This window comes from Onishia niordana, from assembly GCF_004798965.1.
Classification (GTDB): domain Bacteria; phylum Pseudomonadota; class Gammaproteobacteria; order Pseudomonadales; family Halomonadaceae; genus Onishia; species Onishia niordana.
This window is the reverse complement of the sequence record NZ_SDSD01000005.1, coordinates 19,686-44,427: the sequence shown is the minus strand read 5'-3', so window position 1 is coordinate 44,427 and position 24,742 is coordinate 19,686. Positions and strand designations below refer to the sequence as shown.

Annotated in this window: 25 protein-coding genes; 17 read left to right on the top strand and 8 right to left on the bottom strand. The window is 62.3% G+C overall.

Features of this window, described 5'->3' with window-relative positions; all coding sequences use genetic code 11:
• The first annotated feature begins 63 nt into the window (after positions 1 to 63).
• Both ETC27_RS10605 and holA read left to right on the top strand, forming a co-directional pair.
• Positions 64 to 579 carry an LPS-assembly lipoprotein LptE gene (locus tag ETC27_RS10605; RefSeq protein WP_168709052.1) on the top strand — a complete coding sequence of 172 codons (516 nt, stop codon included), beginning with the start codon at positions 64 to 66 and terminating at the stop codon, positions 577 to 579.
• A gap of 166 nt (positions 580 to 745) precedes the next feature.
• Positions 746 to 1,804 carry a DNA polymerase III subunit delta gene (gene holA, locus ETC27_RS10600; RefSeq protein ID WP_136254974.1) on the top strand — a complete coding sequence of 353 codons (1,059 nt, stop codon included), beginning with the start codon at positions 746 to 748 and terminating at the stop codon, positions 1,802 to 1,804.
• Between the two features lie 74 nt (positions 1,805 to 1,878).
• Here the strand turns inward: holA and ETC27_RS10595 are convergent, their stop codons facing one another.
• Positions 1,879 to 3,846, bottom strand: coding sequence for a hypothetical protein (locus ETC27_RS10595; protein ID WP_136254973.1), 1,968 nt, complete (start codon positions 3,844 to 3,846; stop codon positions 1,879 to 1,881).
• Positions 3,847 to 4,182: 336 nt separating this feature from the next.
• Between ETC27_RS10595 and ETC27_RS10590 the strand changes: the two genes are divergently transcribed.
• The 6 genes from ETC27_RS10590 to ETC27_RS10565 all read left to right on the top strand — a co-directional run bounded on the left by ETC27_RS10590 (position 4,183) and on the right by ETC27_RS10565 (position 10,132).
• A complete protein-coding gene (locus tag ETC27_RS10590; RefSeq protein WP_136254972.1) occupies positions 4,183 to 4,848 on the top strand; it encodes an ABC transporter permease in 666 nt (221 codons plus the stop codon).
• Between the two features lie 45 nt (positions 4,849 to 4,893).
• A complete protein-coding gene (locus tag ETC27_RS10585; RefSeq protein ID WP_136254971.1) occupies positions 4,894 to 6,072 on the top strand; it encodes an ABC transporter ATP-binding protein in 1,179 nt (392 codons plus the stop codon).
• Between the two features lie 3 nt (positions 6,073 to 6,075).
• The gene (locus tag ETC27_RS10580; protein WP_136254970.1) at positions 6,076 to 6,807 is read left to right on the top strand and encodes an ABC transporter permease; all 732 of its coding nucleotides are present in this window, start codon (positions 6,076 to 6,078) and stop codon (positions 6,805 to 6,807) included.
• Between the two features lie 108 nt (positions 6,808 to 6,915).
• A complete protein-coding gene (locus ETC27_RS10575; RefSeq protein ID WP_136254969.1) occupies positions 6,916 to 7,797 on the top strand; it encodes a glycine betaine ABC transporter substrate-binding protein in 882 nt (293 codons plus the stop codon).
• Between the two features lie 98 nt (positions 7,798 to 7,895).
• Entirely contained in the window at positions 7,896 to 9,215 is a 1,320-nt protein-coding gene (locus ETC27_RS10570) for an MmgE/PrpD family protein (RefSeq protein WP_168709051.1), read from the top strand.
• 74 nt (positions 9,216 to 9,289) lie between these two features.
• Positions 9,290 to 10,132 carry a nitrilase-related carbon-nitrogen hydrolase gene (locus tag ETC27_RS10565; RefSeq protein WP_136254968.1) on the top strand — a complete coding sequence of 281 codons (843 nt, stop codon included), beginning with the start codon at positions 9,290 to 9,292 and terminating at the stop codon, positions 10,130 to 10,132.
• Between the two features lie 14 nt (positions 10,133 to 10,146).
• Here the strand turns inward: ETC27_RS10565 and ETC27_RS10560 are convergent, their stop codons facing one another.
• Positions 10,147 to 10,677: an HPP family protein gene (locus tag ETC27_RS10560; RefSeq protein ID WP_136254967.1), complete on the bottom strand. Its 531-nt coding sequence runs from the start codon at positions 10,675 to 10,677 to the stop codon at positions 10,147 to 10,149.
• 274 nt (positions 10,678 to 10,951) lie between these two features.
• On the opposite strand from ETC27_RS10560, the gene ETC27_RS10555 reads away from it, so the two are divergent.
• The 3 genes from ETC27_RS10555 to ETC27_RS10545 are packed head-to-tail and all read left to right on the top strand — an operon-like array spanning position 10,952 to position 12,745.
• On the top strand, positions 10,952 to 11,350 hold the full coding sequence (locus ETC27_RS10555) for a PA2779 family protein (protein ID WP_136255185.1): 399 nt from the start codon (positions 10,952 to 10,954) through the stop codon (positions 11,348 to 11,350).
• A gap of 4 nt (positions 11,351 to 11,354) precedes the next feature.
• Positions 11,355 to 12,323, top strand: a complete 969-nt coding sequence (locus ETC27_RS10550) for a PA2778 family cysteine peptidase (protein ID WP_240724878.1) — start codon at positions 11,355 to 11,357, stop codon at positions 12,321 to 12,323.
• Positions 12,324 to 12,325: 2 nt separating this feature from the next.
• Positions 12,326 to 12,745, top strand: a complete 420-nt coding sequence (locus ETC27_RS10545) for a secondary thiamine-phosphate synthase enzyme YjbQ (RefSeq protein ID WP_136254966.1) — start codon at positions 12,326 to 12,328, stop codon at positions 12,743 to 12,745.
• Positions 12,746 to 12,805: 60 nt separating this feature from the next.
• Here ETC27_RS10545 and ETC27_RS10540 read toward each other — a convergent pair whose 3' ends face one another.
• The 3 genes from ETC27_RS10540 to ETC27_RS10530 form a co-directional block, all read right to left on the bottom strand.
• The gene (locus ETC27_RS10540) at positions 12,806 to 13,711 is read right to left on the bottom strand and encodes a ribose-phosphate diphosphokinase (protein WP_136254965.1); all 906 of its coding nucleotides are present in this window, start codon (positions 13,709 to 13,711) and stop codon (positions 12,806 to 12,808) included.
• Entirely contained in the window at positions 13,711 to 15,318 is a 1,608-nt protein-coding gene (locus ETC27_RS10535; RefSeq protein ID WP_240724877.1) for a thymidine phosphorylase family protein, read from the bottom strand. The genes ETC27_RS10540 and ETC27_RS10535 overlap by 1 nt, the downstream gene beginning before the upstream one ends.
• Before the next feature lie 380 nt (positions 15,319 to 15,698).
• Complete coding sequence (locus tag ETC27_RS10530) at positions 15,699 to 16,307, bottom strand: YrbL family protein (RefSeq protein ID WP_136254964.1); 609 nt, start codon at positions 16,305 to 16,307, stop codon at positions 15,699 to 15,701.
• A 303-nt stretch (positions 16,308 to 16,610) separates the two neighbouring features.
• On the opposite strand from ETC27_RS10530, the gene ETC27_RS10525 reads away from it, so the two are divergent.
• The 3 genes from ETC27_RS10525 (at position 16,611) to ETC27_RS10515 (ending at position 18,835) form a co-directional block, all read left to right on the top strand.
• Positions 16,611 to 17,240: a DsbA family oxidoreductase gene (locus ETC27_RS10525; protein WP_136254963.1), complete on the top strand. Its 630-nt coding sequence runs from the start codon at positions 16,611 to 16,613 to the stop codon at positions 17,238 to 17,240.
• 25 nt (positions 17,241 to 17,265) lie between these two features.
• Complete coding sequence (locus tag ETC27_RS10520; RefSeq protein WP_136254962.1) at positions 17,266 to 18,168, top strand: NAD(P)H-binding protein; 903 nt, start codon at positions 17,266 to 17,268, stop codon at positions 18,166 to 18,168.
• Between the two features lie 118 nt (positions 18,169 to 18,286).
• A complete protein-coding gene (locus ETC27_RS10515) occupies positions 18,287 to 18,835 on the top strand; it encodes a thioredoxin family protein (RefSeq protein WP_136254961.1) in 549 nt (182 codons plus the stop codon).
• Positions 18,836 to 19,002: 167 nt separating this feature from the next.
• On the opposite strand, the gene ETC27_RS10510 is transcribed toward ETC27_RS10515, so the two are convergent.
• From ETC27_RS10510 to ETC27_RS10500, 3 genes are all read right to left on the bottom strand, one after another.
• Entirely contained in the window at positions 19,003 to 19,944 is a 942-nt protein-coding gene (locus tag ETC27_RS10510) for a pirin family protein (RefSeq protein WP_136254960.1), read from the bottom strand.
• 97 nt (positions 19,945 to 20,041) lie between these two features.
• Positions 20,042 to 20,665 (bottom strand): isochorismate family cysteine hydrolase YcaC, encoded by a 624-nt coding sequence (gene ycaC / locus ETC27_RS10505; protein ID WP_136254959.1) that lies wholly within the window; start codon positions 20,663 to 20,665, stop codon positions 20,042 to 20,044.
• Positions 20,666 to 20,741: 76 nt separating this feature from the next.
• Entirely contained in the window at positions 20,742 to 21,611 is an 870-nt protein-coding gene (locus ETC27_RS10500; RefSeq protein WP_136254958.1) for a pirin family protein, read from the bottom strand.
• Between the two features lie 119 nt (positions 21,612 to 21,730).
• On the opposite strand from ETC27_RS10500, the gene ETC27_RS10495 reads away from it, so the two are divergent.
• The 3 genes from ETC27_RS10495 to ETC27_RS10490 all read left to right on the top strand — a co-directional run bounded on the left by ETC27_RS10495 (position 21,731) and on the right by ETC27_RS10490 (position 24,681).
• On the top strand, positions 21,731 to 22,666 hold the full coding sequence (locus ETC27_RS10495; protein ID WP_136254957.1) for a LysR substrate-binding domain-containing protein: 936 nt from the start codon (positions 21,731 to 21,733) through the stop codon (positions 22,664 to 22,666).
• 241 nt (positions 22,667 to 22,907) lie between these two features.
• Positions 22,908 to 23,045, top strand: a complete 138-nt coding sequence (locus ETC27_RS17280; protein ID WP_168709050.1) for a hypothetical protein — start codon at positions 22,908 to 22,910, stop codon at positions 23,043 to 23,045.
• Positions 23,046 to 23,322: 277 nt separating this feature from the next.
• Positions 23,323 to 24,681, top strand: a complete 1,359-nt coding sequence (locus tag ETC27_RS10490) for a glycine cleavage T C-terminal barrel domain-containing protein (protein WP_136254956.1) — start codon at positions 23,323 to 23,325, stop codon at positions 24,679 to 24,681.
• Positions 24,682 to 24,742: the final 61 nt, after the last annotated feature.

Below are 24,742 nucleotides of genomic sequence, written 5' to 3'. Positions count from 1 at the left end.
GGATAAGCGGTTGATGAATGGCCGATGCCGGATCAGCCGGTCACGCAAGCGAGGGAGACGATCATGCAACGCCGCCGCTTTCTGAAACAGGGTCTCAAGGTCGCCTTGGGCGCGACCGCCGTGAGCACGCTGGGGCTGGGCCTCGTCGGCTGTGGCTTCCAGCTGCGGGGCTACGGTGAGGACCTCCCCACCCTGGAGGCGCTGGCACTTGCCGGCGCCAACGACGATCTCGCGCCCATCGTGCGCGACGCGCTGACCCGTGCCGGCACTCGGGTAGACAGCACGGCCCCCCTGCGCCTCAACCTGGGCCGGGCAAACATAAGCGAAACCAATCAGGGCCTGCCCGGCGCCGGCAGTCGCGACGTCGAGCTCACCCTGACGGTTCCTTATTCGGTGCAGCGTCAGTCCAACGAAGCCTACCTGATCGACCAGCAGACGCTGACGGTCCGCGAGCGCATCAGCGTCAACGACAACGAGCTTCTGGCCCAGGACGATGCCCGTCGCGCCGCCCGTGAAACCCTTCGCGAAACCGCGGCCCGCCGGCTCCTCGAGCGACTGCGGCCGCTGGCCGAGCAATGATAGTCAAGGCCCTGCCTCGAAACCTCGGCGAGCGAAGGCAAGACCGGGGCGCGTAGCTAAGGCAAAGGCTCGTGAGTAAACGGGGTTTACAAAGGAGTAAATGGGTATTTTGAGCGAGCTTTTAACGCCGTATGGGCGAGCACAGACAGGTTTTAGGTAGGGCCGTATGAAGGTATTTCCCGACAAGCTACCCCCGGCGCTGACCAAGGGCCTGCCGCCGGTGGTGATCGTCTCAGGCGATGAACCCTTGATCCACATGGAAGCCTGCGATGCCGTGCGCGCCGCCGCGCGCAAGGCCGGCATCGAAGAGCGCGAGGTCCTGCACGTCGAGAACGGTTTCCAGTGGGGGCGGCTTACCGAGTCGGCTGCCAGTCTGTCGCTGTTTGCCTCATCGAAGCTCATCGAGCTTCGCCTGGGCGGCCAGGCCCCCGGCCAGGAGGGCGGCAAGGCGCTGGAAGCCTACGCCGAACAGATACAGGGCAGCGACAACGTGCTGCTGATCATGGCCGACAAGCTCGACCGTCGGCAACAGCAGAGCAAGTGGTTCAAGGCGCTGGATAAGGCCGGGCTCTTCGTGCCGGTGTGGCCGGTAGACCATCAGCGTCTGGGCTTCTGGATGCGCGACCGCGCCAGCCACCATGGGCTCAGCATGGACATGGAGGCGGCGCGCCTGCTCGGCGAACGCACCGAGGGCAACCTGCTGGCCGCCGATCAGGAGTTACAGAAACTCGCGCTGATCATGCCCCGCGGTGCGAGGCTCGATGTGGCGGCGATCACCCAGGGCGTGGAAGATAGCGCCCGCTATGATGTCTTCACCCTGAGTGACGCCTGCCTGCGCGGCGAGCGCGAGCGCGCTTCAAGAATCCTCAAGAGCCTGCAACGCGAGGGCCTCGAAGCTCCCATCGTGCTGTGGGCCTTGACGCGCGAACTGCGCACCCTGCTCTCGCTCTACCAGCACCTCGACCAGGGCCAGAGCTTCGAGCACGCCTGCAAGGCCCAAAAGCCGCCGATCTTCGACAAGCGGCGCCCTGCCTACCAGCAGGCCTTGAACCGGCTGCCGGTCAAGCGCCTTCACAAGCTGCTGCTGTTCTCCCAGCGCCTCGATCTGGCCATCAAGGGCGCCAGCAGCGTGCCACTGTGGGATGGCCTGCATGACCTAGCACTGACACTTGCCGGCGGGCGAGGTTTGCTGGCGGAATCGCCGCAGTCCTACAAGGTTGGCTGAACGCGCTCTTGGTTAATTGCTACGTTAAACACTAGTGAAAAACGCCCTGGCCACTTTTCCCAGACAGCCAGGGCCTAGACGTTGACGGCCCAACTAGTGCAACCCAGCTCCATCACACGAGCGACTTCCTCAGTGGGCACTGCTTCCATATCCCCCAGCTCCAGCGGGTCGTGATGAAACACGTAAAGCCGCGAGGCGAACTCGGCAATGGGCAGTGACGCTTCCCCGTTCAACTCATCATTACCCTCTATCGCGCACACTATGCCCTGTCCCCAGTCCTGACCGCTGTCGTTGTTGGGGTTAAAGAAGTAGACGCGCATATCCCCCTTGGCATCCAACGCCACACGCAGGATGGTGATGGCGTGTCGCCCGACATAGCGCCCGCCGCTGTCGGTGACGGCGATGCCGGCGGGTTGCGGATGGATGACCGGCATATGGCCATTGTAATAAGGGTGATAACTGGCATAGAACTGGCGGATGAACCCCGCGTAGTCATCCAATTTACCGGTGTGGATATCGACTACCACACGAAAGCCATGCCCTACCCACCAACCGTAAAACTCAGGATTGATCCAGCGGTGCAGGTCATCGTCACGCTCACCGCACAGGCGCCCCATCTCCATGTAGAGGCGGTCAAGATGCGGTACCAGTATCAGGGAAACAGCATCCACATCCTGCGGCGGCGCTTTGGCAAGGCCTGACTCCAATCCCTTGGACGAGATGGGCTGACCCTCAAACCGCGTCAGTACTTCATCATCGCGCGCCGCCCAGGCAACGAGCTGCAACAGATAGTCCGCATCATTATCGGCCCACATGGAAAGCCCGATTACCGACTGACAAGTGGGGTTGTTGCCCTGCCCGACCCCCAATGGCAAGCCCAGGATGCTTAGCACACCGGCAAGCAGAAAGACCCGGGGCGATTGCTCATCGCCAAAGACCTCGCTCAAGGTTTTGGATGTTGCATCCGACAATTTCAGTTCGATCTGCCGCCATAGCCCGGCGGCTACGGGTGAGGTAAAGAGGGCGCCCCGTTCGAGCATCATGGCCAAGCCGTAAATCGCCTGACTGGTGGCGGGATAGATCGCTTCATCGATCAAGCGGTACACAAGCTGGCTGTAGCATTGCAGGACATCGATCCCCGTCATGCTGAGCCCCAAGGCTTTCGGGATCAGGTCGTCATGCTGGCCGCGCAAGTGGCGCAGCAAAACCGGGTGATACGCCGAGACCAGCCCCGTGTCGTGCATCGCCCGCGCAAGATCGCTGGCCTCCCTGACCAAGGCCTCCCGGCCCATGGCCTCGAGGCGTGTGGCATACACCGTCACACCAGGATCTTCACGACAGCCCTGGGTAGGCCCGAACAGTGCACTGACCAGTCTCGCCGCGCCCTCTGTGCCGGCGGTTTCGATGTCGGGATCGAACAGGCACTTGGCAATCTGGCTGATCATTTCCTTGATGCTGTCGGTCTGGATCGGGCGCTGCGCCAGCAGACGTCTGACCTCTGCTACCAGGCTGGCAAGGATGCTCTCGTAGCCCAAGCGGTCGAGCAGGTATTGATAGAGCGACTGCACGATAGAACCCAGCGACTGCGGGCGCTCGCGGTCGGCCTCACTCATCTGCCCGGACAGAAGGTCCAGGTTCAGTGCCATTACCTGAGTCAGGAAGTTTCTGGCCTGTTCGGTGGAAATCCCCGGATGAAAGTAGTCGCCTGACGCCACCGCCAGCAGACGAAGCTCGCTTAGTGCCTCAATGACCGTGATATCGGCGTTGCTTTGCCGCAAGGAGCGCACCGCCAACACCGGCTGCAGAATGGAGGGTTGTGCCCAGTCCCGGCCAGCAAAGACCCCCGCCTGTTCCAGCTGAGCGACACGCGCATAAAGCGCATCGAGCCCACCCTGCCTTGTCATGACGACCCTCGCTGATTCCAGCACGTCATCGCTTGATGCTTTTGGGTCAGTCGCACGGGCTAGCCTGAAGCCCTCAAGCGTTGCGTCGAAATGCGCAACCGCCGAGCGAGCATCGCGATCGGGATATTCTGTATTCATGATACCGGGATACCTTCCATTGCGACGATGTTGCCAATACCTACAACCATGCAGCATGCAGTGAAACGCGTAAGAGCGATAGGTACCGCTAAAAAGCAGGTGTCGACTTACCTGCGCGACCGCTGACGCTGCAGAATCAGTATCATCAATAATTGTCATTTTGCATCGTCATCCATAGCAATAACAAATGGCAATGCCGCTCTGCTACGCTAAGCTCGTTCTCGCGCCGACATTGCTGCGTGATTGCCGGCGCTCGACTTTCTGCGCTGAACCGAGATGACTGGCCGGCAAGCGCCTGCCGGCCGCCGTTAGGCATAACAATCGAGGAGACGACGCTTGGAACTGTTTCAATATGCTCTGGACAACCTTGAGCTGCTGATGACCCGCACGATCGAGCATATCTCGTTGGTGGGCGTGGCGGTCGGCATCGCAACCCTGACGGGTGTGCCCATCGGCATCGCCATCACCAAGAACGAGCGCGCCGCCAAGGCCGTCCTCTATATCGCCTCGATCATCGTCACGATCCCCTCGATCGCGCTGTTCGGCATCATGATCCCTATCCTGTCGATCATCGGTCAGGGCATCGGCTATATGCCAGCAGTCATCGCCGTACTGCTCTACTCGCAGCTTCCGATCATTCGCAACACCTATACCGCCATCAACAACGTCGACCCGGCCCTTCGCGAGGCCGCTCGCGGTGTCGGCATGAGCCAGAACCAGCGTCTGCGCTTGGTCGAGATCCCGCTCGCCGTGCCGGTGATCATGGCCGGTGTGCGCACCGCCGTGGTGCTCAACATCGGGGTCATGGCCATCGCTGCCTATATCGGCGCCGGCGGGCTTGGCACCTTCATCAGCCGCGGCATTTCCCAGTCCGATCCGCGCCAGCTGATCCTTGGAGCCGTGGCCGTCAGCGTGCTGGCGATCATCGTCGACTATTCGTTGCTGGCGCTGCAGAAGCGCCTGACGCCCAAAGGCATGGAGCGCGCCGACGCCACTGCCTGAGACGTCACTCGTGACACATTCTGCTGACCCGACAAGGACCGCTTCATGATTCGACTCGATAACCTGACCAAGGTCTTCGACACCCCAAAGGGCGCCGTGACCGCCGCCGACCACATCAGCATGGAAGTGCCGAGCGGCGAGATCTGCATCCTGCTCGGCCCCTCGGGCTGCGGCAAGACCACCACCCTGAAGATGATCAACCGCATCATCCGCCCGACCTCGGGCAAGGTGTTCATCAACGGCGAGGACACCACCAGCCTCGATACCCAAGACCTGCGCCGCAGCATCGGCTATGTGATCCAGCAGATCGGCCTGTTCCCCAACATGACCATCGAGGAAAACATCACCGTGGTGCCCAAGCTCTTGGGCTGGGACAAGGCCAAGTATCGCGAACGCGCGCGGGAAATGATGCGCATGATCGCGCTGGAGCCGGACGCCTTCCTCAAGCGCTACCCGAGCGAGCTGTCCGGGGGCCAGCAGCAACGCATTGGCGTGGCCAGAGCGCTGGCCGCCGACCCGCCCGTGATGCTGATGGACGAGCCCTTCGGCGCCATCGATCCGATCAACCGGGCGGTGATCCAGGACGAGTTCCTGAAGATGCAGCAGGACCTGAAGAAGACCATCATGTTCGTCAGTCACGACATCGACGAGGCGATCAAGATGGGCGACCGCATCGCCATCTTCCGTGCCGGCAAGCTGGTGCAGTACTCCGAGCCCGATGAACTGCTGGCCGCGCCCAAGGACGACTTCGTCGAATCCTTCCTCGGCGAAGACCGGGCGCTCAAGCGCCTCAACCTGGTCAAGGTCCGTGACCTGGCCAGCGAAGAGATCGGCCTGGTGCGGCCGGACGACACTCTCGACGCCGCCCTCACCCGCATCGAGGAATACGGCTACCAGAACAGCATCGTGATGGTGAACGACAAGCGACAGCCGGTAGGCATCGTCAACGCCGCCGTGGCTCGCACCACCAAGGGCCATTGCCGCGATCACTTCCAGAGCGTGCCGGTGGTGGTCAGTCTCGATGACGACCTGCGTAAGGTCGCCTCGCTGATGTTTGCCAACGATATGACCTGGGTGCCTTGCGTCGACGACGATGGACGGATCGTCGGCCAGATCACTCAACGAGCGATTACCCACCATCTGGGTTCACGCTACCGGACCCACTCTCGAGACGACACCACTCTGGATGCCGCGGCATCGCTGTCATCGAACGACAAGGAGTAAGCCATGCCGACGCTGAACCTCTCAGGGGCAATGCGCCTGCTGATGCTGGCGGCGGTCTTCGTGGCCGGTGTATGGAGCCAGTCCAGCGGCGTGATCGACGACTTCATTTTCTACCTGCCGGATATCCAGTTCCTGGCCGTCCAGCACATATGGCTCACCGTGATATCTGGCAGCCTAGCGATCGTCGTTGCCATCCCACTGGGCACCCTGCTGTCTCGCCCCAGCATGGCCAAGGTCGCCGAATCCGTCATGCAGGTGCTCAATGTGGGTACCACGATTCCGACACTCGCGGTGTTGGCGCTGTCGATGAGTTTCCTGGGCATCGGCACCGTGCCTGCAGTCTTCGGTCTTTTCGTGGCGACGCTGCTGCCGATCACACGTAACACCTACACTGGGCTAAAGGGCGTCTCGCCCGCGCTCAAGGAAGCGGCGGCAGGCATCGGCATGTCGCCCACCCAGCGCCTACTGCGCGTCGAGTTACCCAATGCGCTGTACGTGATCTTCGCCGGCATTCGCACGGCACTGGCCATCAATGTGGGCACCGTGCCGCTGGCTTTCCTGATTGGAGCCGGGGGACTGGGTGAGCTGATTTTTACCGGCATCGATCTGTATGACCCGGTAATGATGCTCTCGGGCGCCATTCCTACGGCCATGCTGGCGATCGTTGTCGACATGCTGATCGCCATCACCGCCTTTCTGGTGGTACCGCGGGGCGTGAATCCAAGTCGCACCTGAGCCGAGTGTGGCCATCGGTCACCTCGCAAGCAGTCGCGTTCTGACGCCCCAAGGCAAGACGCAGGACCTAGTAGTCACAACCCAGATATCACAACAAGGAGCGATTCCATGAAAACCTTGATGACCCTGCTTACCGGCGCGGCACTGGCCGGCACCATGGCCACCGCCCAGGCCAACGAGATCGTGGTCGGTGGCAAGAACTTCACCGAGCAACAGATTCTGGCCAGCATGACCAGTCAGTATCTAGATGGCTTGGGCTATGACGTCGAGAAGCGCTCCGGCATGGGCTCCGCCGTGCTGCGTCAGGCTCAGGAAAACGGCCAGATCGATCTCTACTGGGAGTACACCGGCACCTCGCTGATCAACTACAACGACGTTACCGAGCGCCTGTCGCCGGAAGCAACCTATGAGCGAGTCAAGGAGCTCGACGCCGAGAAAGGCCTGGTGTGGCTCGCGCCCTCGGATGCCAACAATACCTATGCCCTCGCCATGCGTGAGGACGATGCAAAAGAACGCGGCATCGCGACACTTTCCGATCTGGCCCAGGCGGTTAACGACGACGAGGGCCTGACCTTCGCCCTGAACGCCGAATTCTATGCTCGCGAAGACGGCTGGCGCCCGCTGCTACAGGCCTATGACTTCCGCGTCGGTCGCGCCGACGTCAAGCGCATGGATTCCGGTCTCGTTTATCAGGCGCTGCGCGACGGCCAGGTCGAGGTCGGGCTGGTGTTCGCCACCGATGGGCGCATCCCAGCCTTTGACTTCCAAGTCCTCGAAGACGATCAGAACTACTTCCCGGCCTATGCCCTGACCCCGGTCGTGCGCGAAGAAACGCTCAAGACAAACCCCGAGCTCGAGGCCCAGATGAACAAGCTTTCTGGTCTACTCGATGACGAGACCATGTCTGGCCTCAATGCCCAGGTCGACGTTGAGAAGGTGACTATCGAGCGAGTCGCCGAAAACTTCCTCGAGGAGCACGACCTGCTGTGATTGGTGACTGAGCCGGTCCCATCTATTCAATCGCCTCGAAGGCCGCCTCCGGGCGGCCTTTTTTCTTCGCTACCGCCCTGACTCACGAGACGCCCTCCATGCCTGAGCTAACCGTGCATGCCCCCGGCCCGCTAGACTGGATGCACCAAGTCGACCTGACAAGCCTAGACGACGCTCACCTGCATCAGGCCAAACGCTGCCTGCTCGACCTACTGGGGGTCGCCGCCGGCGCCACCCGCACGCCGCTTGCCGACAAGGCCGCGCGCTTCGTCATCACCCAGCATGGCGGTGACCGCCCGCTGCTGTTCACACCCGGGCGGGCCTCGCCCACGGGGGCCGCCCTTCACGGCGCCTGGCTGATCGACGCGCTGGATGCCCATGACGGACAGGTGCTGACCAAGGGGCATTGCGGCGTGGCGCTGCTCCCCGGTTTGCTTGCCTTGCCCGAGGTCGAACGCCTCTCGGGGCGCGACTTTCTGGCCCTGCTCACCTTCGGCTACGAGATCGCCACCCGCGGCGGCATCGCCTTGCATGCCACGAGCCCGGACTATCACACCTCAGGCGCCTGGAACGCGCTGGGCGTGGCCGCCGTGGCGGCTCGCCTGCGCGGCTTAGACATCGAAACTCTGCACCATGCGCTCGGCATCGCCGAGTTCTATGGCCCGCGCAGCCAGATGATGCGCTGTATCGATCACCCGACGATGCTCAAGGACGGTTCGGGCTGGGGCGCCATGACCGGCCTCTCGGCGGCCCTGCTTGCCGCGGACGGTTTCACCGGCGCCCCGGCGCTGACCGTGACCTCGCAGCTGGCGTCTGCTATCTGGCAGGATCTGGGCGAGCGCTGGTACATCCATGAGCAATACTTCAAGGCCTACCCTGTATGCCGTTGGGCCCAGCCAGCGGTGGAAGCCGTGCTCGCCTTGCCCGCCGAACAGCGTGACCCGGCAGGCATAGTGCGCATCGAGATCATCACCTTCCACGAGGCCATGCGCCTGCATGTGACCCACCCTATGACCACCGAGCAGGCCCAGTACAGCCTGCCCTGGTCGGTGGCCTGCGCGCTTGGCCGCGGCACCGTGAATGTCGCCGGCGTCTGCGAGGAGCTCGATGCTCCGGATCTCAAGGCGCTGGCAAGCAAGGTGGAGATTCACGAAGACGACACCTTCAACGCCCGCTTCCCCGCCGAGCGCTGGGCACGTGCCAGGCTACACCTCAATAGCGGCGAGGTGATTGAAAGCGCCGACTTTGAGGCCCGCGGCAACCCGGACACGCCCCTCACGGACGCCGAAATAATCGCCAAGTATCAGGCACTGGCAGAGCCGGTGCTGGGCGAGCGGGCCGACGGGTTGCGGGACGTGGTAATGAGCCTGGAATCTCGCCCGGCGAGCGACCTGCTGGCTCTGCTAAATGCGCCTTGAAGTGCCGTCAGGCGGCTGCAATGATTCTTGGCGAGGTGTTCCCAACTTTCATTTCCCAACGACGAGATGCCTCCATGCACTATCAGGACCACCTGCGCGTCGGCGCCGCCCAGATCAATGCCACCCTGGGCGATGTCGATGCCAATATCGAGCGCCACCTAGAGAAAATCACCCAGGCGCGCCAGGCCGGGCTGGAGCTGCTGGTCTTTCCCGAACTGTCCTTGACCGGCTATGGCCTTGGCAGCCGGGTGATCGAGGTGGCCTGCCCAGCGCATGATCCACGCCTGGCGGCTCTCGCCCGGGAGGTCGGTGAGATGCAGGTGGTGGTGGGCTTCGTCGAGGAAGCAAGCCCGGGCGAGTACTACAACGCCCTGGCGATCCTGCAGCACGGCGAGCTTCAGGCCGTGCATCGCAAGCTCAACCTACCCACCTACGGCGGCCTGGAAGAAGGTAAGTTATTCACGCACGGCAGTGAACTGACCCATGGAGCGGTGCAGCCGGGCTGGTCCGCCACATCGCTGATCTGTGCCGACCTGTGGAACCCGGGGCTGGTGCATGCTGCCCTGCTGGCGAGACCTACAGTACTCTGCGCGCCGATTAACTCGGCCTCGGGCATCGTCAGCGAGGACTTCTCCAACGAGCAGAACTGGGCCATCAACCTGCACTTCTACGCCATGACCTACGGCACCCCGGTGATCATGGCCAACCGCTTTGGTCCCGAGGGCGAGAGTCACTTCTGGGGCGGGTCGCGCATTCTTGGTCCACGCGGCGAAATCCTGGCACTGGCCGAAGACCGCGAAATGCTGATCGAGGCCTGCCTGTCGCGCACCGCGATTGCTCGAGCTCGCTTCGAACTGCCGACCCATCGCGATGCCGATACCCCACTGGTACGGGACTTGATGGCCGGCTACCGCTGAGGCCCTGTCACCGCTCAGCGCCAGTGGACAGGGTAGCGACGGTGGCGAGCCAGATTGTTGACAAGGATCGCCACTCCCAGCATCAGGGCACAGCCGATGCCAATCGGCAACAGCGGATACCACCAGCCCAGTGCATGAACGTCAGGGCCGCCGATGACGGCGATCAGCGCCGCGGCAGCCCCTGGGGGATGCACCGTGTGAGTCAGTTGCATGACCAGAATGGCCAGTGACACCGATAGCGCCACGGCCACCGAAGTAGCGCCCAGCAACTGGAAGCAGGCTACACCCACCAGCGCAGAGAGCATGCTGCCGATCAGTACATTGCGGGGCTGAGCCAGGGGGCTCGCCGGAACGGCATAGATCAGCACAGAGGTAGCACCAAAAGAGCCCACGATCAGTAGTTGGTCACTTAGCCATTGTGCTGCCACCACACAGATGGCCAGCATGCCTGCAAAGGCGCCGACCCAGGACCACAGCGCATCGCGCCAGCAAGCCCGGGGGCGCTGAATGGGTTCACCGCGCATTTTTATAAGATAGGATTTCACTCGACCAGACGTCCTGCACTAAAAGAGTGCAGGAGTCTCGCAAAGCACACCGGAAAAGTGAAGTACACCCTGGCACTATGGCTATATCCTTTGTGGATATGCCTTGCCGTCCGAGTCGACATTTCCTGACGAATACAGAAAAGGCATGAAAATCATCGCTATCTACTCTTATACTGGTGACGCATCGCGTGTCGCACGATCGTTCCCATGACTAGGACGTCTTGGGTCATCAGAAGAAGCCAAAAGCCATTTCTGCAAGAAGGATCATTCCATGATGAATAAAATCGCTCGCGTCATTAGCCCGCTATTGATCGCTTTTCTGGTATTGGGAAGCCTGCCCGCCGTGGCATCGGTACCGGCCACTTCGGCCAGTGACCTGGTCACCACTCAGGACGCGCTCAGCGCATCGCAAGTAGCTGCCGACCGGGAGCGCATCAATGACCTGTTGGCCCGTGAAGACGTACAGCAGCAGCTGCTGCTGCAAGGCGTCCAGCCGGAAGAAGTGAAGGCTCGTGTCGCGGCGCTGTCCGATCAGGAAGTGTCCCAGATGGCCGACCAGCTCGACGAGATGCCGGCTGGTGCCAGCGTGATCGGTGCCCTGTTCGCGGTATTCGTGATCCTGCTGGTCACCGATATCCTGGGCCTGACCAACGTCTATCCATTTACACGTTGATCGCATGATGCGTGCACCTCGACTGCACATGTTGAACGCCCGCGCCGCGGGCGTTCTGCTTTGTGCCCTCATACTGATGGTGCTGGCTGGCTGTGCCGGCACACCCCACATCTCAAAACCCGAGCAACTTGGCATTGCTCGGCAGACTAACCTCGACGATGTGCCCTTCTTCGGCCAACGCGATTACCAGTGCGGCCCTGCGGCTCTGGCCATGGTACTCAACGACAGTGGCGTGAATGCGGATGTCGATGCCCTGATCCCGCAGCTGTTCCTGCCTAATCGCCAGGGTAGTGTGCAACCGGAAATGCTCGCCACGACACGCCGCCAGGGGCGCATTCCCTTCGTCCTCGACAATGACATCGAGTCGCTGATCGAGACGCTGGATGCCGGCCATCCGGTGGTGGTGATGCAGAACCTGTCACTGCCAATCGCCCCGCTCTGGCATTATGCCGTGGCGATCGGCTATGACCTCGATGACGATACCATGCGGCTGCACACCGGCTTCACCCCCAGCCAGGACATGGCGCTCTCGACCTTCGATGCCACCTGGGCGCGCAGCGATCGCTGGGCGATGGTCGCCCTGCCCCCCGGCGAGATTCCTCCCGGCATTTCTGCCAAGGGGGCGCTGACCGCCATCAGCGATGCCGACCGGGTGCAAGGCGCCGAGGCACTGCTGAAAAGCTGGGAGGCACTTGTTCAGCGCTGGCCGGGGCTCGCCATGGGCTGGTTCGGGCTCGGTAATGCACGTTACTCAAGCGGCGACCGAGCCGGTGCCGCCGACGCCTTTCGCTTTGCCACCCTGCATGATCCGACGCTTGCTGCGGCCTGGCTCAACCTGGGGCTGACGCTGCATGGCCTTGATCAGGCGCAGGAAGCCCGTAAGGCCCTTGAACAGGCAGCCGACCTGCCAGGCAAGTGGCAGGAAACAGCCCAGGACAAGCTCGATACGCTTTTCTCAGAGGAGACTCCCTGACCATGTGGCAGCAGCAAGAGATCCGCCTCGCCCCCCGCTCGCGGGGCTTTCACCTGATCACCCACGAGATCGAGAATGCCCTCGACGACCTCTCCGGACTGAGAGTCGGCCTGCTACATCTGCAACTGCTACACACGTCGGCCTCGCTGACCCTGAACGAGAATGCCGACCCCGACGTGCGCCACGACATGGACGCCTTCCTGCGCCATATCGCCCCCGGCGACCTGCCCTTCCTGCGCCATACGCTGGAAGGCCCAGACGACATGCCCGGCCATATCGGCGCCAGCCTGTTCGGTACCCAGCTAACGCTCGCGATCAGCAATGGACGCCTGGCACTGGGCACGTGGCAGGGCGTGTGGCTTGGTGAGCATCGGGATCAGGGCGGCTCACGGCGGATTCTTGCCACTCTGAACGGGGAATAAGCGCCTCTCCTCACACCATGCGAGCCCCAGGCTCTCTTAGCTTATCCCGCCGGGCTCTCGTCATGCCCCATCCAGCAGTACCTCAGCCAACGCCTGACCAAGCGTTGGCGCCATGGCCACGGCGTTGCTCGGGTGGGCGATACAGTCGGTGCTCCACACCTCGTTGACGCCGGCCTTATGAATCACTTCCAGTGCATTGCCGGCAAAAAGCGCATGGGTCACCGCCACATCCACCGAGTCGGCCCCCGCCATGAACACCGCCTCGGCTGCACGGGCCAGGGTGTGTCCTGAGCTGGCGATATCGTCCATCAGCACCACCTCGCGACCACGCAGGTCGATAGCCGGCAGCGCGATATCGACCCGGGTATCGCCGTGGCGCACCTTGTGGCACACCCCATGATCGAACCCGGTGGCGGCGGCCGCCACCTCGACCCACTGGACCGACTCGGCATCCGGCCCCATCAGGAAAGTGTTGCTGCGCTTCTCCTCGATCAGCGCCGCGAGCCGTGGCGCCCCGGAGAGTGTCAGCGCCTGAACCCGCGGCATGACCTCATCCAGGCGCGAGATACGATGCAGGTGGGGATCGACGGTGATCACCGCATCGAACAGCTCATCAAGAAAGGCGCCGATCAGCGGTTGGCTGACGACCTCACCGGGATGGAAGGCGGTATCCTGGCGCATATAAGCAAGATACGGCGCCACCAGCACCAGCCGCTTGATACCTAGCCTGCGGGCGTGGCGGGCAACCAGCATCAGCTCAACCAGCTTGTCATTGGGCCGATCGAGGCTTCTGTACACCACCAGCGTTTGCGGCACGGCATTATGGAGCGGCGTTGGCAGAGTGAGCATCAACTCTTGATCGGGAAAATCGTGGCGCTGGATAACGCTTGCGGCAAGCCCTGACGTCTCTGCCAGACTGAGCGCCGGCGTGGCTTCATCCTTGAAATAGACCAGCTGGGTATCCATCAGAACTCCACGTTTAGCCGGGTGATCTCATCCGCACGGCCGATGCTGAAGCCGTTGTCCCGCTCGCAGGACTGGTGGGCGAAGGCAAGCTCGGCCTGGTAGGCCGCATAGACGTGATAAAGCGCTTCGCCAGCCTCTACCGGATCGCCGATACGCTTAAGCAGGTCGACCCCTGCCCCAGCGGGCTTCGGGGCCCCGGCCAGTCGCGCGATGCGGGCAAGTTTGAGGTTGTCGATAGCCGTCACCACGCCGCTCTCCGGCGCAGTGACCTCAAAACTGTGAGCTGCCAAAGGCGGATGCTCCGCATCGAACGGCCGCTCGCCCTGGGCACGCATGATTGCTTGCATCTTCTCCAGCGCCCGACCGGAATCGAGGATATCCCGGGCGATGCCGAAGCCATCGCCGCCACGCACGTCGGGATCGAACTCCAGCATCCGTCCCGCCAGGCGCAGCGCCTTCTGTCTAAGGTCATTGGGCGCCTCGGCATGATGCGTGAGGACGCGCATCACATCGCGGGCCTCAAGTACCGGACCGATGCCACGTCCGATCGGCTGACTGCCATCGGTGACCACCACGTCCAGCACCAGCCCCATGCGCCCGGCCACGAACTCGAACAGCTTACGCAGGCGCCGGGCCTCGGCCATGCTGCGCACCTTGGCATTCGGCCCCACCGGAATATCGAGCAGTAGGTGCGTCGATCCGGCCGCCACCTTCTTGGACAGGATCGAGGCCACCATCTGCCCCGGGGAGTCCAGGTACAGCGGTCGTTCGACAGCGATCAGTACGTCATCGGCCGGTGACAGCTCGCTGGTACCGCCCCAGGCCAGGCAGCCGCGATGAATACGCACGATTTCGCCGAGCTCGTCAAAGGGCATGTCTACCCTGGCCAGCACCTCCATGGTATCGGCAGTGCCCGAAGGTGAAGTGAAGGCCCGCGAGGAGGTCTTGGGGCACAGGAGACCATGCGCCGCGACGATCGACACCACCAGCATCGAGGTGCGGTTACCGGGAATGCCGCCAATACAGTGCTTGTCGACCACCGGGTGCTCACGCCAGTCAAGTCGCCGCCCGACCCGGCTCATGGCATCGCTCAGGTAGAAGACTTCCTCTCGATCGAGCTCGCCCTGGCTGCAGGCCACCAGAAAGGCGGTTAGCTCAATTTTCGAATAGCGCAGCTCGGCGACATCACGAATGATGTGCTGATAATCCTGGCGTGACAGGCGCTCACCGGCGATCTTGCGATGTAAAGCCGGAATCGATGCCGGTGGCTCGGCCTGGGAGATGCTGACCGGACGTCCCTCCTCCTCACCAAGCGCACGAAAGGCATCCTCTGAGAGGCCCAGCTGATGACAGGCGACGATGCCAGGGTCATCGACGACATTGAGGCTCGCCAGGATACGATGACCGTTGGCACACACCTCAACCTTCGACAGCGCCTGGAAGCCCTCGGCGCGATAATGCGCACAATCCCGATGCAGATAGACTACGTTCTCGCGGTAGGTGTCGATGCCGACCCGGCGCACCAGCAATGGAGCAAGCGTATGGTCAATGTCCCGATTGTTTTCGGTGCTGCCAGATACGGCGTCTTTACTGGGGGGGCGCATCATCGATTCCCTCCATCAGGGCCGGGTAAACAAACGAGATGGATCCAACGTGATGTCTATGGCTGTTTCAGGTTTAACTGTGGTGGCCGCTCACCTCTGACGCGATCGTTGGAGGCGCGATCTCGGCAGCAATTTCACCGCCGTTACTAAGTCGGGGCTCACGATACTCAAGGCGGTTGTGATCATTATGGGAAACAGCATGACTCCACTATAGACCAGCACACGCCTGGACTCGTCATCGGACAGTACCGGCAAGAGAGACAAGCAAGCCTCGGGACCCAGGGCTGCCTGCGTCGGATGGAAGGGATAATTCGCGCACTGATTGAACTCGAAAGATTCCCCATCTTGATCAGCGACGAATCGATCGATATTCACGCCAGCGCCTACAACAGGCTGTCGATTTGACGCTTCCATTGGCGCCGAGTCTTCATGCGCGAAAATGGCAAGCAGTGCTGGTAAAGCGTAAATTTCCAGTCCGGCCTGCGGCTACCTACCCCATCTACCAATACCAAGCTTGCGCCGCGCTCCCCATCACCCGGGCGAACCATGAGATTGGCAGCATTGAGATCGGCAATGACGATGGCGTACTTGATCGCCCAGGCCTTCAGCTCATTCAGCATGTCGTGGGCTTGGTGGCGATTCAGGCGGCCTTGCTGTATAGCCTGACGCAGCGTCAACGCCGACACACCGCTGTCTTCCTGGATGCGCTCCATGACCAACCCCGCGCCGTACTGCGTATTCACCCAGCCATAGCAATCGATCAAATGGGTCAGTGGCACGCAGCGTGCCTTGAGGTGGTTGATGTAGTACCACTCGACAATGCTCTGTTCCTGGCACTCTTCCCAACGATCCTGATGACGGGCCACCTTGATGCACTGGCCGGCATCTTTGGGATGCATATAACAGTCACGCTTGTTGCCCCGACCGATGCGCAGGGAGTCATCGAGCTCCAGGCTCGCTTGCTCAGAAATCTCTGGAATACAATACGTCACAACCGATCCTTGTCACCAATGCGACACCGGTACCTTTAGACCAAACGTCATTTCCGGCTTGTCTTTATCCTAGGAGGCCAACCACACCGAATGGCTGGTCGCGAGGCGGCTAGCGGCGAAAAAAGACGACGATCTTATTTCAGCCGCATAAGGCGGTCAACGCGGCATATGATCACTGATGCTCAGGCTTAACCCTATTACTCAGGCACCCTGCGGCGAAGTATCAAATGCAACGGCCGTCATTCATTTGGCTGGGAGAAACGAGCGAGCTATGGTGTTCAATATTTTCCGATGAGGCATTCCATGAGCACAGCGCGTATCACCATTGACGTGTTCAGCGACTTTGTCTGTCCCTTCTGCTATCTGGAAGAGCCCGAGCTGGCGGCGCTGAAGGCGCGCTTCGGCGAGGCGGTCGGGATTCGCTGGCGAGCCTTCGAGCTGCGCCCGGAACCTGCACCGACACTGGAGCCTGACGGCGACTACCTGCAGGACATCTGGAACCGCGCCGTATACCCCATGGCCGAAGAGCGCGGCATGACACTTCGTTTGCCGCGTATCCAACCTCGCTCGCGTCTCGCCCATGAGGCAATGGCCTGGGCACAGCATAGCGACCCTGCAACGGCCGACACTCTCCGCTTGGCGCTGTTCCGCGGTTTCTTCGAAGAAAGCCTAGACCTGGCGGACCCGGTGGCACTGGTCAACGTAGCCGAAGGGCTAACGCTTGATGGCACCTCGCTCGAGCAGGCGCTTGCCGAAGGCCGCTATCGCGAGCAGGTACTGGCCGACCAACAGGCCGCACAGGCTCTGGGTATTCAGGGCGTGCCCGGCTTGCGTTTTTCGTTGAACGGTGAGCATGCCGGTATCCTCGAAGGTGCCCAGCCGCGTCGCCAACTGCTGCTGGCTGTTGAGCGGCTACTCGACTTGATGGACTGACCCAGCGCCGAACGTAAGGGGTAACATGACCGACGGCCCGATCACAGTATTCGGCGGCACCGGCTTTCTCGGCAGAGCCATCGTACGGGAGCTTCTGGAGGCCGGCCACAGCGTTCGCATCGCGGCCCGAACACCCAGATGGCCCGATAACGTGGCCGACGGCGATCCGTTGAGCCTGGTCAGCGCCGATATCCTCGACGAGGCAAGCGTCGCCCAGGCACTAGCCGGCGCCAGCGGCGCGGTAAATGCCGTGAGTCTTTACGTGGAATCGCGGCAGCTAGGGTTCGATACCCTTCACGTCGAGGGCGCCGAGCGCGTGGCCCGGCTCGCTCGCCAGGCCGGCATCACCCGGCTGGTGCACATCTCCGGCATCGGTGTAGATGAGCAGTCGCCCTCTCGTTACGTCAGCGCCCGTGCTCGTGGCGAAGCGGCGGTACTCAGTGCTTTCCCCAAGGCCACCCTATTGCGGCCAAGCGTACTGTTTGGCCCCGGCGATGCCTTCCTGTCGACGCTCGAGAAGCTCACCCGCCTGCCGGCGATACCACTGTTCGGCCGCGGCGAGACACACCTGCAGCCCGTGCATGTGAAGGATGTGGCCCGCGCCGTGGAGAAGGTGGTGGGGCCGCGACCGCCGGCCTGGCGGCTCTTCGAGCTGGGTGGCGAGGACGTGATGCGCTATCGGGACATCCTCTCGCTAGTGATGGCGCATTTGCGCCGCGAGCACCCGCTGGTACCGGTGCCCGTACCGGTGTGGCGCGTGCTGACCACGTTACTCTCCCCCCTGCCCAGCCCGCCGCTGACCCACGACCAACTGGTGCTGATGGCACAGGACAACATCGTCAATCACCAGGTCGGTACCTTCAGCGACCTGGGCATCATCCCCCACTCACTTCGCGAGAGTCTGCCGAGCTGCCTAGTCGTCGACTGATCACGCGCCGTTGACGAAGATCACGAACTCGAGACCTTCGCCTGCTATGGGTTTGCTAGACTGAAAGCCATGGCGCAGCACTGCATCATTCATCCATGGATAAAGAGGGTGAACCGCCATGTCACTGACTCCATCGAAGATGGTCGAACTGGGCAGCCCCATGCCTGCCTTTCACCTTAGGGATGCCCACGGCCAACCGGTCAGCAGCGAGCAGTATCTGGATACGCCCTTGCTGGTGACTTTCATCTGCAATCATTGCCCCTTCGTGAAGCATATCGCCTATGCATTTTCCGACTTCGCCCAAGAATACCGCGATCACGGCCTGGCCATCGTCGCCATCAACAGCAACGACTTCTCGACACATCCCGAGGACAGCCCCGAACACATGATCGAGGAGGCACGCCGACGCGGCTATACCTTCCCCTACCTGGTCGACGAGACCCAACGGGTCGCTCGCGCCTTCGGCGCCTCCTGTACACCGGACTTCTTCCTATTTGATCGACATCACCGACTCGCCTACCGGGGCCAGTTCGATGCTAGCCGCCCCAGCAAGGACCTGCCTGCAACCGGCAAGGACTTGCGCGCGGCGGCCGATGCAGTGCTTTCGGGCGAAACACCGGACCCCGATCAGATGCCGTCAATTGGCTGCAACATCAAGTGGAAGTAGGCGAGCGGCCTCGCCCGCGCGTCATCAATAGCCACGACTGATCCGCTCAGGCTATCACCCTATGACAAGGGCAGGCACAGGACACCAAGCTTTCGGCGATAAGGCCATGAGAGAGCCTCCCAGCATCAAGGGCTGTACGGCGCGCCATGGAAAGCTTGCGTGTCCCGCTATGCTTGCCAAGGCAGCGGCGGCGGTGTCAGGGGCTCGCCGTCGTAATCGGGAATGCTGCCGAAGCGCTCGCTGCCGGCCTCCCAGTCCCGCTGGGCCTCGGCGATCTCGGCCTTGCTGTGGCCGACGAAGTTCCACCAGATAAGGATCTCCTCGTCCAGGGGCTCGCCGCCGATCAGAATGGCACGGCCAGCGGCAGGCAGGCTCAGGGTGACGGCCTCGCGCCCGCGCCCCAGGTAGGCCAGCTCGTTGGGCGGGAAGGTGTCGCCCTCGATGTGAAGCTCGCCTTCCAGGGGCAGCAGGCCGTACTCGAAGTCCTCCCGCAACGTCAGCCGCAGGGTGCTCGCCTTGCGGCTGATCAGATCCACCCCCACCAGCGGCGAGAAGGTCAGGGTCGGCGCCCGCCGACCGGCGAACTCACCGATCAGCAACGTGAAGTCGACGCCCTGCTCTTCCCAGGACGGCAACTCGGGATAATGATCGAAGCGCGGGTCGGTATGGCGATTCGCTTCAGGCAGCGCGATCCAGAGCTGGGCGGCATGCAGCAGAGTCTCGCCGGAGACCGACTCCTCGGTGTGACTGATGCCGCGTCCGGCGGTCATCAGGTTGACCTGACCGGGGCGGATCACCTGCTCGTTGCCCAGGCTGTCACGGTGCAACACCTCGCCCTCGATCATCCAGGTGAAGGTCTGCAGGCCGATATGGGGGTGGGGACCGACGCGCAGGCCACGGGAGTCGCCCTTGAAGACGGCCGGTCCAGCATGGTCGAGGAAGCACCAGGCCCCTACCAGTCGGCGCTGCCGTGAAGGCAGCACACGGTTGACGGGAATTCCCCCAACATCGGCGGTTCGGGGCACGACGCGCTGGACCAGATGCTTGCCCTCGACGACCGGACAGTCTCGGGACGACCCCAGATCGCGATCTTCAACGAGCGTGCTCATGGCGATATCCTCTGAATCTAATGGATGAGGGCTCGACCCCGCGGGGGCTTTGGAAAGATAGTGCGGTGAAGGCCACCCAGGGCCGAGCCCGTTGCGATCAACCTTGGTTCTGCTGAGTGTAGCTCTGCATCAGATTAGCGTAAGCGGGCAGGTGGCCGGCCAGCAGGCCGCCGAAGCCTTCGATGTCGTTGCGCCAGTCACGATGCAGCTCACAGCCGGCGCCGAACCAGGTCATCAGCTGGGCACCGGCCTGGGACATGCGATCCCAGGCAGCATCCCGAGTGGTCTGGTTGAAGGTGCCGGAGGCATCGGTGACCACAAACACCTCGTAGCCTTCCTCCAGGGCGGAGAGCACCGGGAAGCTCACGCAGACCTCGGTGACTACGCCCGCGACCAGCAACTGCTTCTTGCCAGTGGCCTTGACGGCGGCGACGAAGTCTTCGTTGTCCCAGGCGTTGATCTGGCCCGGGCGGGCGAGGTACGGCGCCTCTGGGAATATCTCCTTGAGCTCCGGCACGATCGGGCCATTGGGACCGGTCTCGAAGCTGGTGGTGAGGATGGTGGGGATATCGAAGAACTTGGCGATATCCGCCAACGCCAGGACGTTGTTCTTGAAATCATCCGGGCTGTAGTCGCGCACCAGCGACAGAAGGCCAGCTTGATGGTCGACCATCAGCAGGGCCACGTCATCTTTGTCCAGGCGGTTGTAGGTAAAGGACATGGTGGTACTCCTTTCGTCAGGTTGAAAAGACCCGGCAGCCAAGCTGTCGGGCGTGCACGCCAGCGGAAGTCATCCGCTAGTCGTTCAGGGCGCCGTACTTCCCGCGCTGAAAGTCGGCAAACGCTTGGTGGATCTCCTCCACGCTGTTCATCACGAAGGGACCGTGGCCGACGACCGGCTCATCGATGGGCTCGCCGCTGAGCAGTAGCAGCCTGGCGTCATTGTTGGCCTCAAGATGCACTTCTTCGCCGCGACGCTCGAAGCTCACCACCGACTCGTCGCGCACGATGGTCTCGCCATTGACCTGCACAGTGCCCTCCAGCACCACCAGCAGGGTGGTGTGGCCCTCCGGGACGGACAGCACGGCGTCTCGTCCCGCCTTCAGGTGGATGTCCCACATATTGATCGGCGTGAAGGTACAGGCCGGCCCCTTGTGGCCAAGGTACTGCCCCGCCACCACGCGCACCCGACCGGCCTCGTCGTCCAGCGCCACGCTCGGAATGTCGGCCTTGAGCAGCGTCTGGTAGGCCGCTGGCGCGTCCTTATCGCGTGCTGGCAGATTGACCCACAGCTGGACCATGTCCAGCCTGCCGCCACGCTCGGTGAAGGCCGGTGAGTGAAACTCCTCATGGACGATGCCGGCACCGGCTGTCATCCACTGCACGTCACCCTCGCCGATCTTGCCACCGCCACCGCTGGAGTCGCGGTGCTCGAGTTCACCTTCATAGACCAGCGTCACCGTCTCGAAGCCACGGTGAGGATGCTGTCCGACACCCCGAGGCCGCTTGGCCGGCGTGAAGGTATGAGGACCGGCATGGTCGAGCATCAGGAAGGGGCTGATGTGCTCGGCTCCCATGCGGTCATAGCTGAAGAGAGAGCGCACGGGAAAACCGTCACCCACCCAATGGCCATGCGGTGCGCCGTAAATCCCCTGGATCTTCTTCATGTCAGGCTCCTGTTGGCAGGTAGGGCAGTTTTGCCTCCGGTACAGCAAGCCTAGGAAAGGAACGCCGCCAGCAGTAGATGCTAGAATCTGCACAGACCGTTCCATAAATAGGACAGCCGATGCGGGATCTCAATGACCTCTACTACTTCGTCCAGGTAGTGGACCATGGTGGCTTCGCTCCGGCCGGCCGGGCCCTGGGCATCCCCAAGTCGAAATTGAGCCGGCGCATCGTTCAGCTAGAAGAATGCCTGGCGACCCGGCTGCTCAACCGCTCGACCCGGCATGTCTCGATGACCGAGATCGGCCGAGCCTACTACCGGCACTGCGTGGCGATGCTGGTGGAGGCGGAGGCGGCCGAGGAGCTGATCGAACACAACCGCGCCGAGCCCCGCGGCACGGTGAGACTGAGCTGCTCCCCCAGCGTGCTGCACTACCTGATCACCCCCTTGCTGGCACGCTTCATGACTCGCTATCCCGAGGTCAATGTTCAGGTGGAAGCCACCAGCCGACGAGTCGACGTGGTAAGGGAAGGCCTCGACATGGCGATCCGCATCCGCTTTCCGCCGCTAGAAGACAGCGAATTGACCATGAAGGTGCTGTCGCACAGCCCTCAGCGACTGATGGCCGCTCCCGCCCTGTTCGGGGATCATCCCATGCCAAAAACACCTGCCGATCTCGCCGAATGGCCTAGCCTGGATTTCGAGCAATACGACAAGCAGCATTTCTGGGACCTGGCCGGTCCGGAGGAGATGAGCGCCCAGATCCATCACCAGCCACGCCTGGTGACAGACAGCGCGGAGACCTTGCATGAGGCCGCCCTGTCGGGGCTGGGCATCGTCAAGCTGGGCCTGCTGGTGGGCGGACGAGACCTGCAGGCAGGTCGACTGATCGACGTGATCCCCGGATGGGCGCCCCGCGGCGGTATTCTGCATGCGGTCTTTCCCTCGCGGCGCGGGCTCCTGCCCTCGGTGCGGGCGCTGCTGGACTTCTTGAGCGAACATATCGATGAGGAAGACGTGGTGACGGGAGACACGCTGGCCGCTCAACAGCGCTAGCGGCAAACCGGCCAGCAATTCGTCTTATCGCGCACTGGGCCATAGGTTAATGGGCCATCTCTCACCGAACACTGCCTGCAAAAGGCGCAAGCGGCAGGAGAGCCTCAGTCGCAGCGGTAGGTAACGACCAGTCGATTCATGCCAATAAGATGCGGCTCGAGCTCGTTGCGCAGCTCGGGGTGCGTGCTCCCTCCGCCAGCCCGTTCACCGCATCCAGTGCCAGCACCCTGAAATAATACCGGTGCACGCCATAGCCGAGGCGGCCCTGGCCCTGCCTCTCGATTCGGCCACCCTACCCGACGCTGCGACCGTGGCCCTGAGCTGTCGACTGCACGACTACGGGCAGGCCCGCCAGACACTCGGCCACCTGGACGGCTAGGTGCGGGACCTGAGCAAGGCGCCGCAGATACCCTGATTGCAGCGCTCCCGCGACAGCGGCCACTAGGCTAGTGTCCGCTGAGCCCTCCTAGACGAGGGAGACGTAACGGTGCGACGCGGCGGACCGTGGCGCCTTCCTTACATTGCGATTCCTCACATTCTTAGAACAAGGCGTCTTTGCTGAATACACAGATGTCGTAATCAGGATGCCCCGGGTGCGATTCGCGTCCACGCTGAATTCAAGCATGTATTCCTCAGGCAGTTCGGGAGGCTTCATCATGGCATCCACTTCTACCGACACCTTCACCTCTCAGGCGGGCATTGCCGACTTCCGCACCGAGCAATGCCTTACCGTCGATCAGCATGACCGCCGGGTGCCGATCAATCTCCGCCAGTCGGGGCCCACGCCGGTAGAGATGCTGATCTCCACCCGCGTCCGCAAGTCGCCCTATTGGCATCTATCCTATGAGGCCGGTTGCTGGCGGGCGACGGTCTATAACCGCATGTATCACCCCCGCGGCTATGTGCGTCCGGAAGATGGCGGCGCCATGGTGGAATACGATGCCCTGATCAATCATGTCACCCTCTGGAATGTCGCGGTCGAACGCCAGATCCAGGTCAAGGGGCCGGATGCGGAGAAGTTCGTTGACTACGTCATCACCCGCAATGCCTCGCAGATCCAGCCGATGCGCGGCAAGTATGTGGTCCTTTGCAACGAGGACGGCGGGGTGCTGAACGACCCAGTGCTGTTGCGTCCCGCGGAAGATGAGTTCTGGTTCTCCCTCTCCGACAGCGATCTCGAGCTGTGGCTGCGCGGCGTCAATGTCGGTATGGGCTTCAACGTCAGCATCGGTGAGATCGACGTGGCACCGGTGCAGATCCAGGGACCCAAGTCAGAGGACCTGATGGCGGACCTCGTCGGCGAGTCGGTACGTGAGATCCCTTACTACGGGCTGATGGAAGCCCAGGTCGCCGGCCGGGACGTCATCATTTCCCAGACCGGCTTTACCGGCGAGAAGGGCTATGAGATCTACCTCAAGAACGCCACCCTCTACCCCGATGAGATGTGGAATGCCGTCTTGGCGGCCGGGGAAAAATACCACCTGAAAGTCATCGCGCCCGCCCATCACCGGCGGATTGCCGCCGGCATCCTCTCCTGGGGGCAGGACGTCGACCAGGAGGTCCTGCCCTTCCAGTGCAACCTGGGCTACCAGGTCCCCCGTCAGAAGGCGTCCGACTACATCGGCCGCGGCGCCCTGGAAAAGGTGCGGGCCGAGCTCGATCAGGGGCGCTATCCCTTCAAGAATATCCTGGTCGGGATGGTGCTCGGCGGTCGACCAATCGACGACTATGCACCGGACTTCTGGCTGATATCCGCCGAGGATGCGGGGGCTCCGGTCGGCTATGTGACCTCGCCCTGGTACTCCCCCGAGCTGGGCACCAACATCGCCATGGGCTATGTCCCGGTCGAGATGCAGGCCGTCGGCACGCGGCTCAAGGTCTGGCTACCGGATCAGTATGCGGACCAGATCGGGGTGCCCGTCGATGCCGAGATCGTCCCGATGCCGTTCCGGCAGTCGGTCAATCTCAATGCCCGTGAGAGGGCCCTGGCGCGGGGAGACGATGCCTCCAGCTAGGTGCCTGTCCTAGCCATGGCGACGTCGGGGCACCTCTGCGCCACAGGGACGTGCCCAGGGG

Excerpts from the sequence above, each read along its gene's own strand:
- ETC27_RS10605 (WP_168709052.1), top strand. The coding sequence starts at position 64 with ATGCAACGCCGCCGCTTTCTGAAACAGGGTCTCAAGGTCGCCTTGGGC.
- holA (WP_136254974.1), top strand. The coding sequence starts at position 746 with ATGAAGGTATTTCCCGACAAGCTACCCCCGGCGCTGACCAAGGGCCTG.
- ETC27_RS10595 (WP_136254973.1), bottom strand. The coding sequence starts at position 3,846 with ATGAATACAGAATATCCCGATCGCGATGCTCGCTCGGCGGTTGCGCAT.
- ETC27_RS10585 (WP_136254971.1), top strand. The coding sequence starts at position 4,894 with ATGATTCGACTCGATAACCTGACCAAGGTCTTCGACACCCCAAAGGGC.
- ETC27_RS10580 (WP_136254970.1), top strand. The coding sequence starts at position 6,076 with ATGCCGACGCTGAACCTCTCAGGGGCAATGCGCCTGCTGATGCTGGCG.
- ETC27_RS10575 (WP_136254969.1), top strand. The coding sequence starts at position 6,916 with ATGAAAACCTTGATGACCCTGCTTACCGGCGCGGCACTGGCCGGCACC.
- ETC27_RS10570 (WP_168709051.1), top strand. The coding sequence starts at position 7,896 with ATGCCTGAGCTAACCGTGCATGCCCCCGGCCCGCTAGACTGGATGCAC.
- ETC27_RS10565 (WP_136254968.1), top strand. The coding sequence starts at position 9,290 with ATGCACTATCAGGACCACCTGCGCGTCGGCGCCGCCCAGATCAATGCC.
- ETC27_RS10555 (WP_136255185.1), top strand. The coding sequence starts at position 10,952 with ATGAATAAAATCGCTCGCGTCATTAGCCCGCTATTGATCGCTTTTCTG.
- ETC27_RS10550 (WP_240724878.1), top strand. The coding sequence starts at position 11,355 with ATGATGCGTGCACCTCGACTGCACATGTTGAACGCCCGCGCCGCGGGC.
- ETC27_RS10545 (WP_136254966.1), top strand. The coding sequence starts at position 12,326 with ATGTGGCAGCAGCAAGAGATCCGCCTCGCCCCCCGCTCGCGGGGCTTT.
- ETC27_RS10540 (WP_136254965.1), bottom strand. The coding sequence starts at position 13,711 with ATGGATACCCAGCTGGTCTATTTCAAGGATGAAGCCACGCCGGCGCTC.
- ETC27_RS10535 (WP_240724877.1), bottom strand. The coding sequence starts at position 15,318 with ATGATGCGCCCCCCCAGTAAAGACGCCGTATCTGGCAGCACCGAAAAC.
- ETC27_RS10525 (WP_136254963.1), top strand. The coding sequence starts at position 16,611 with ATGAGCACAGCGCGTATCACCATTGACGTGTTCAGCGACTTTGTCTGT.
- ETC27_RS10520 (WP_136254962.1), top strand. The coding sequence starts at position 17,266 with ATGACCGACGGCCCGATCACAGTATTCGGCGGCACCGGCTTTCTCGGC.
- ETC27_RS10515 (WP_136254961.1), top strand. The coding sequence starts at position 18,287 with ATGTCACTGACTCCATCGAAGATGGTCGAACTGGGCAGCCCCATGCCT.
- ETC27_RS10510 (WP_136254960.1), bottom strand. The coding sequence starts at position 19,944 with ATGAGCACGCTCGTTGAAGATCGCGATCTGGGGTCGTCCCGAGACTGT.
- ycaC (WP_136254959.1), bottom strand. The coding sequence starts at position 20,665 with ATGTCCTTTACCTACAACCGCCTGGACAAAGATGACGTGGCCCTGCTG.
- ETC27_RS10500 (WP_136254958.1), bottom strand. The coding sequence starts at position 21,611 with ATGAAGAAGATCCAGGGGATTTACGGCGCACCGCATGGCCATTGGGTG.
- ETC27_RS10495 (WP_136254957.1), top strand. The coding sequence starts at position 21,731 with ATGCGGGATCTCAATGACCTCTACTACTTCGTCCAGGTAGTGGACCAT.
- ETC27_RS10490 (WP_136254956.1), top strand. The coding sequence starts at position 23,323 with ATGGCATCCACTTCTACCGACACCTTCACCTCTCAGGCGGGCATTGCC.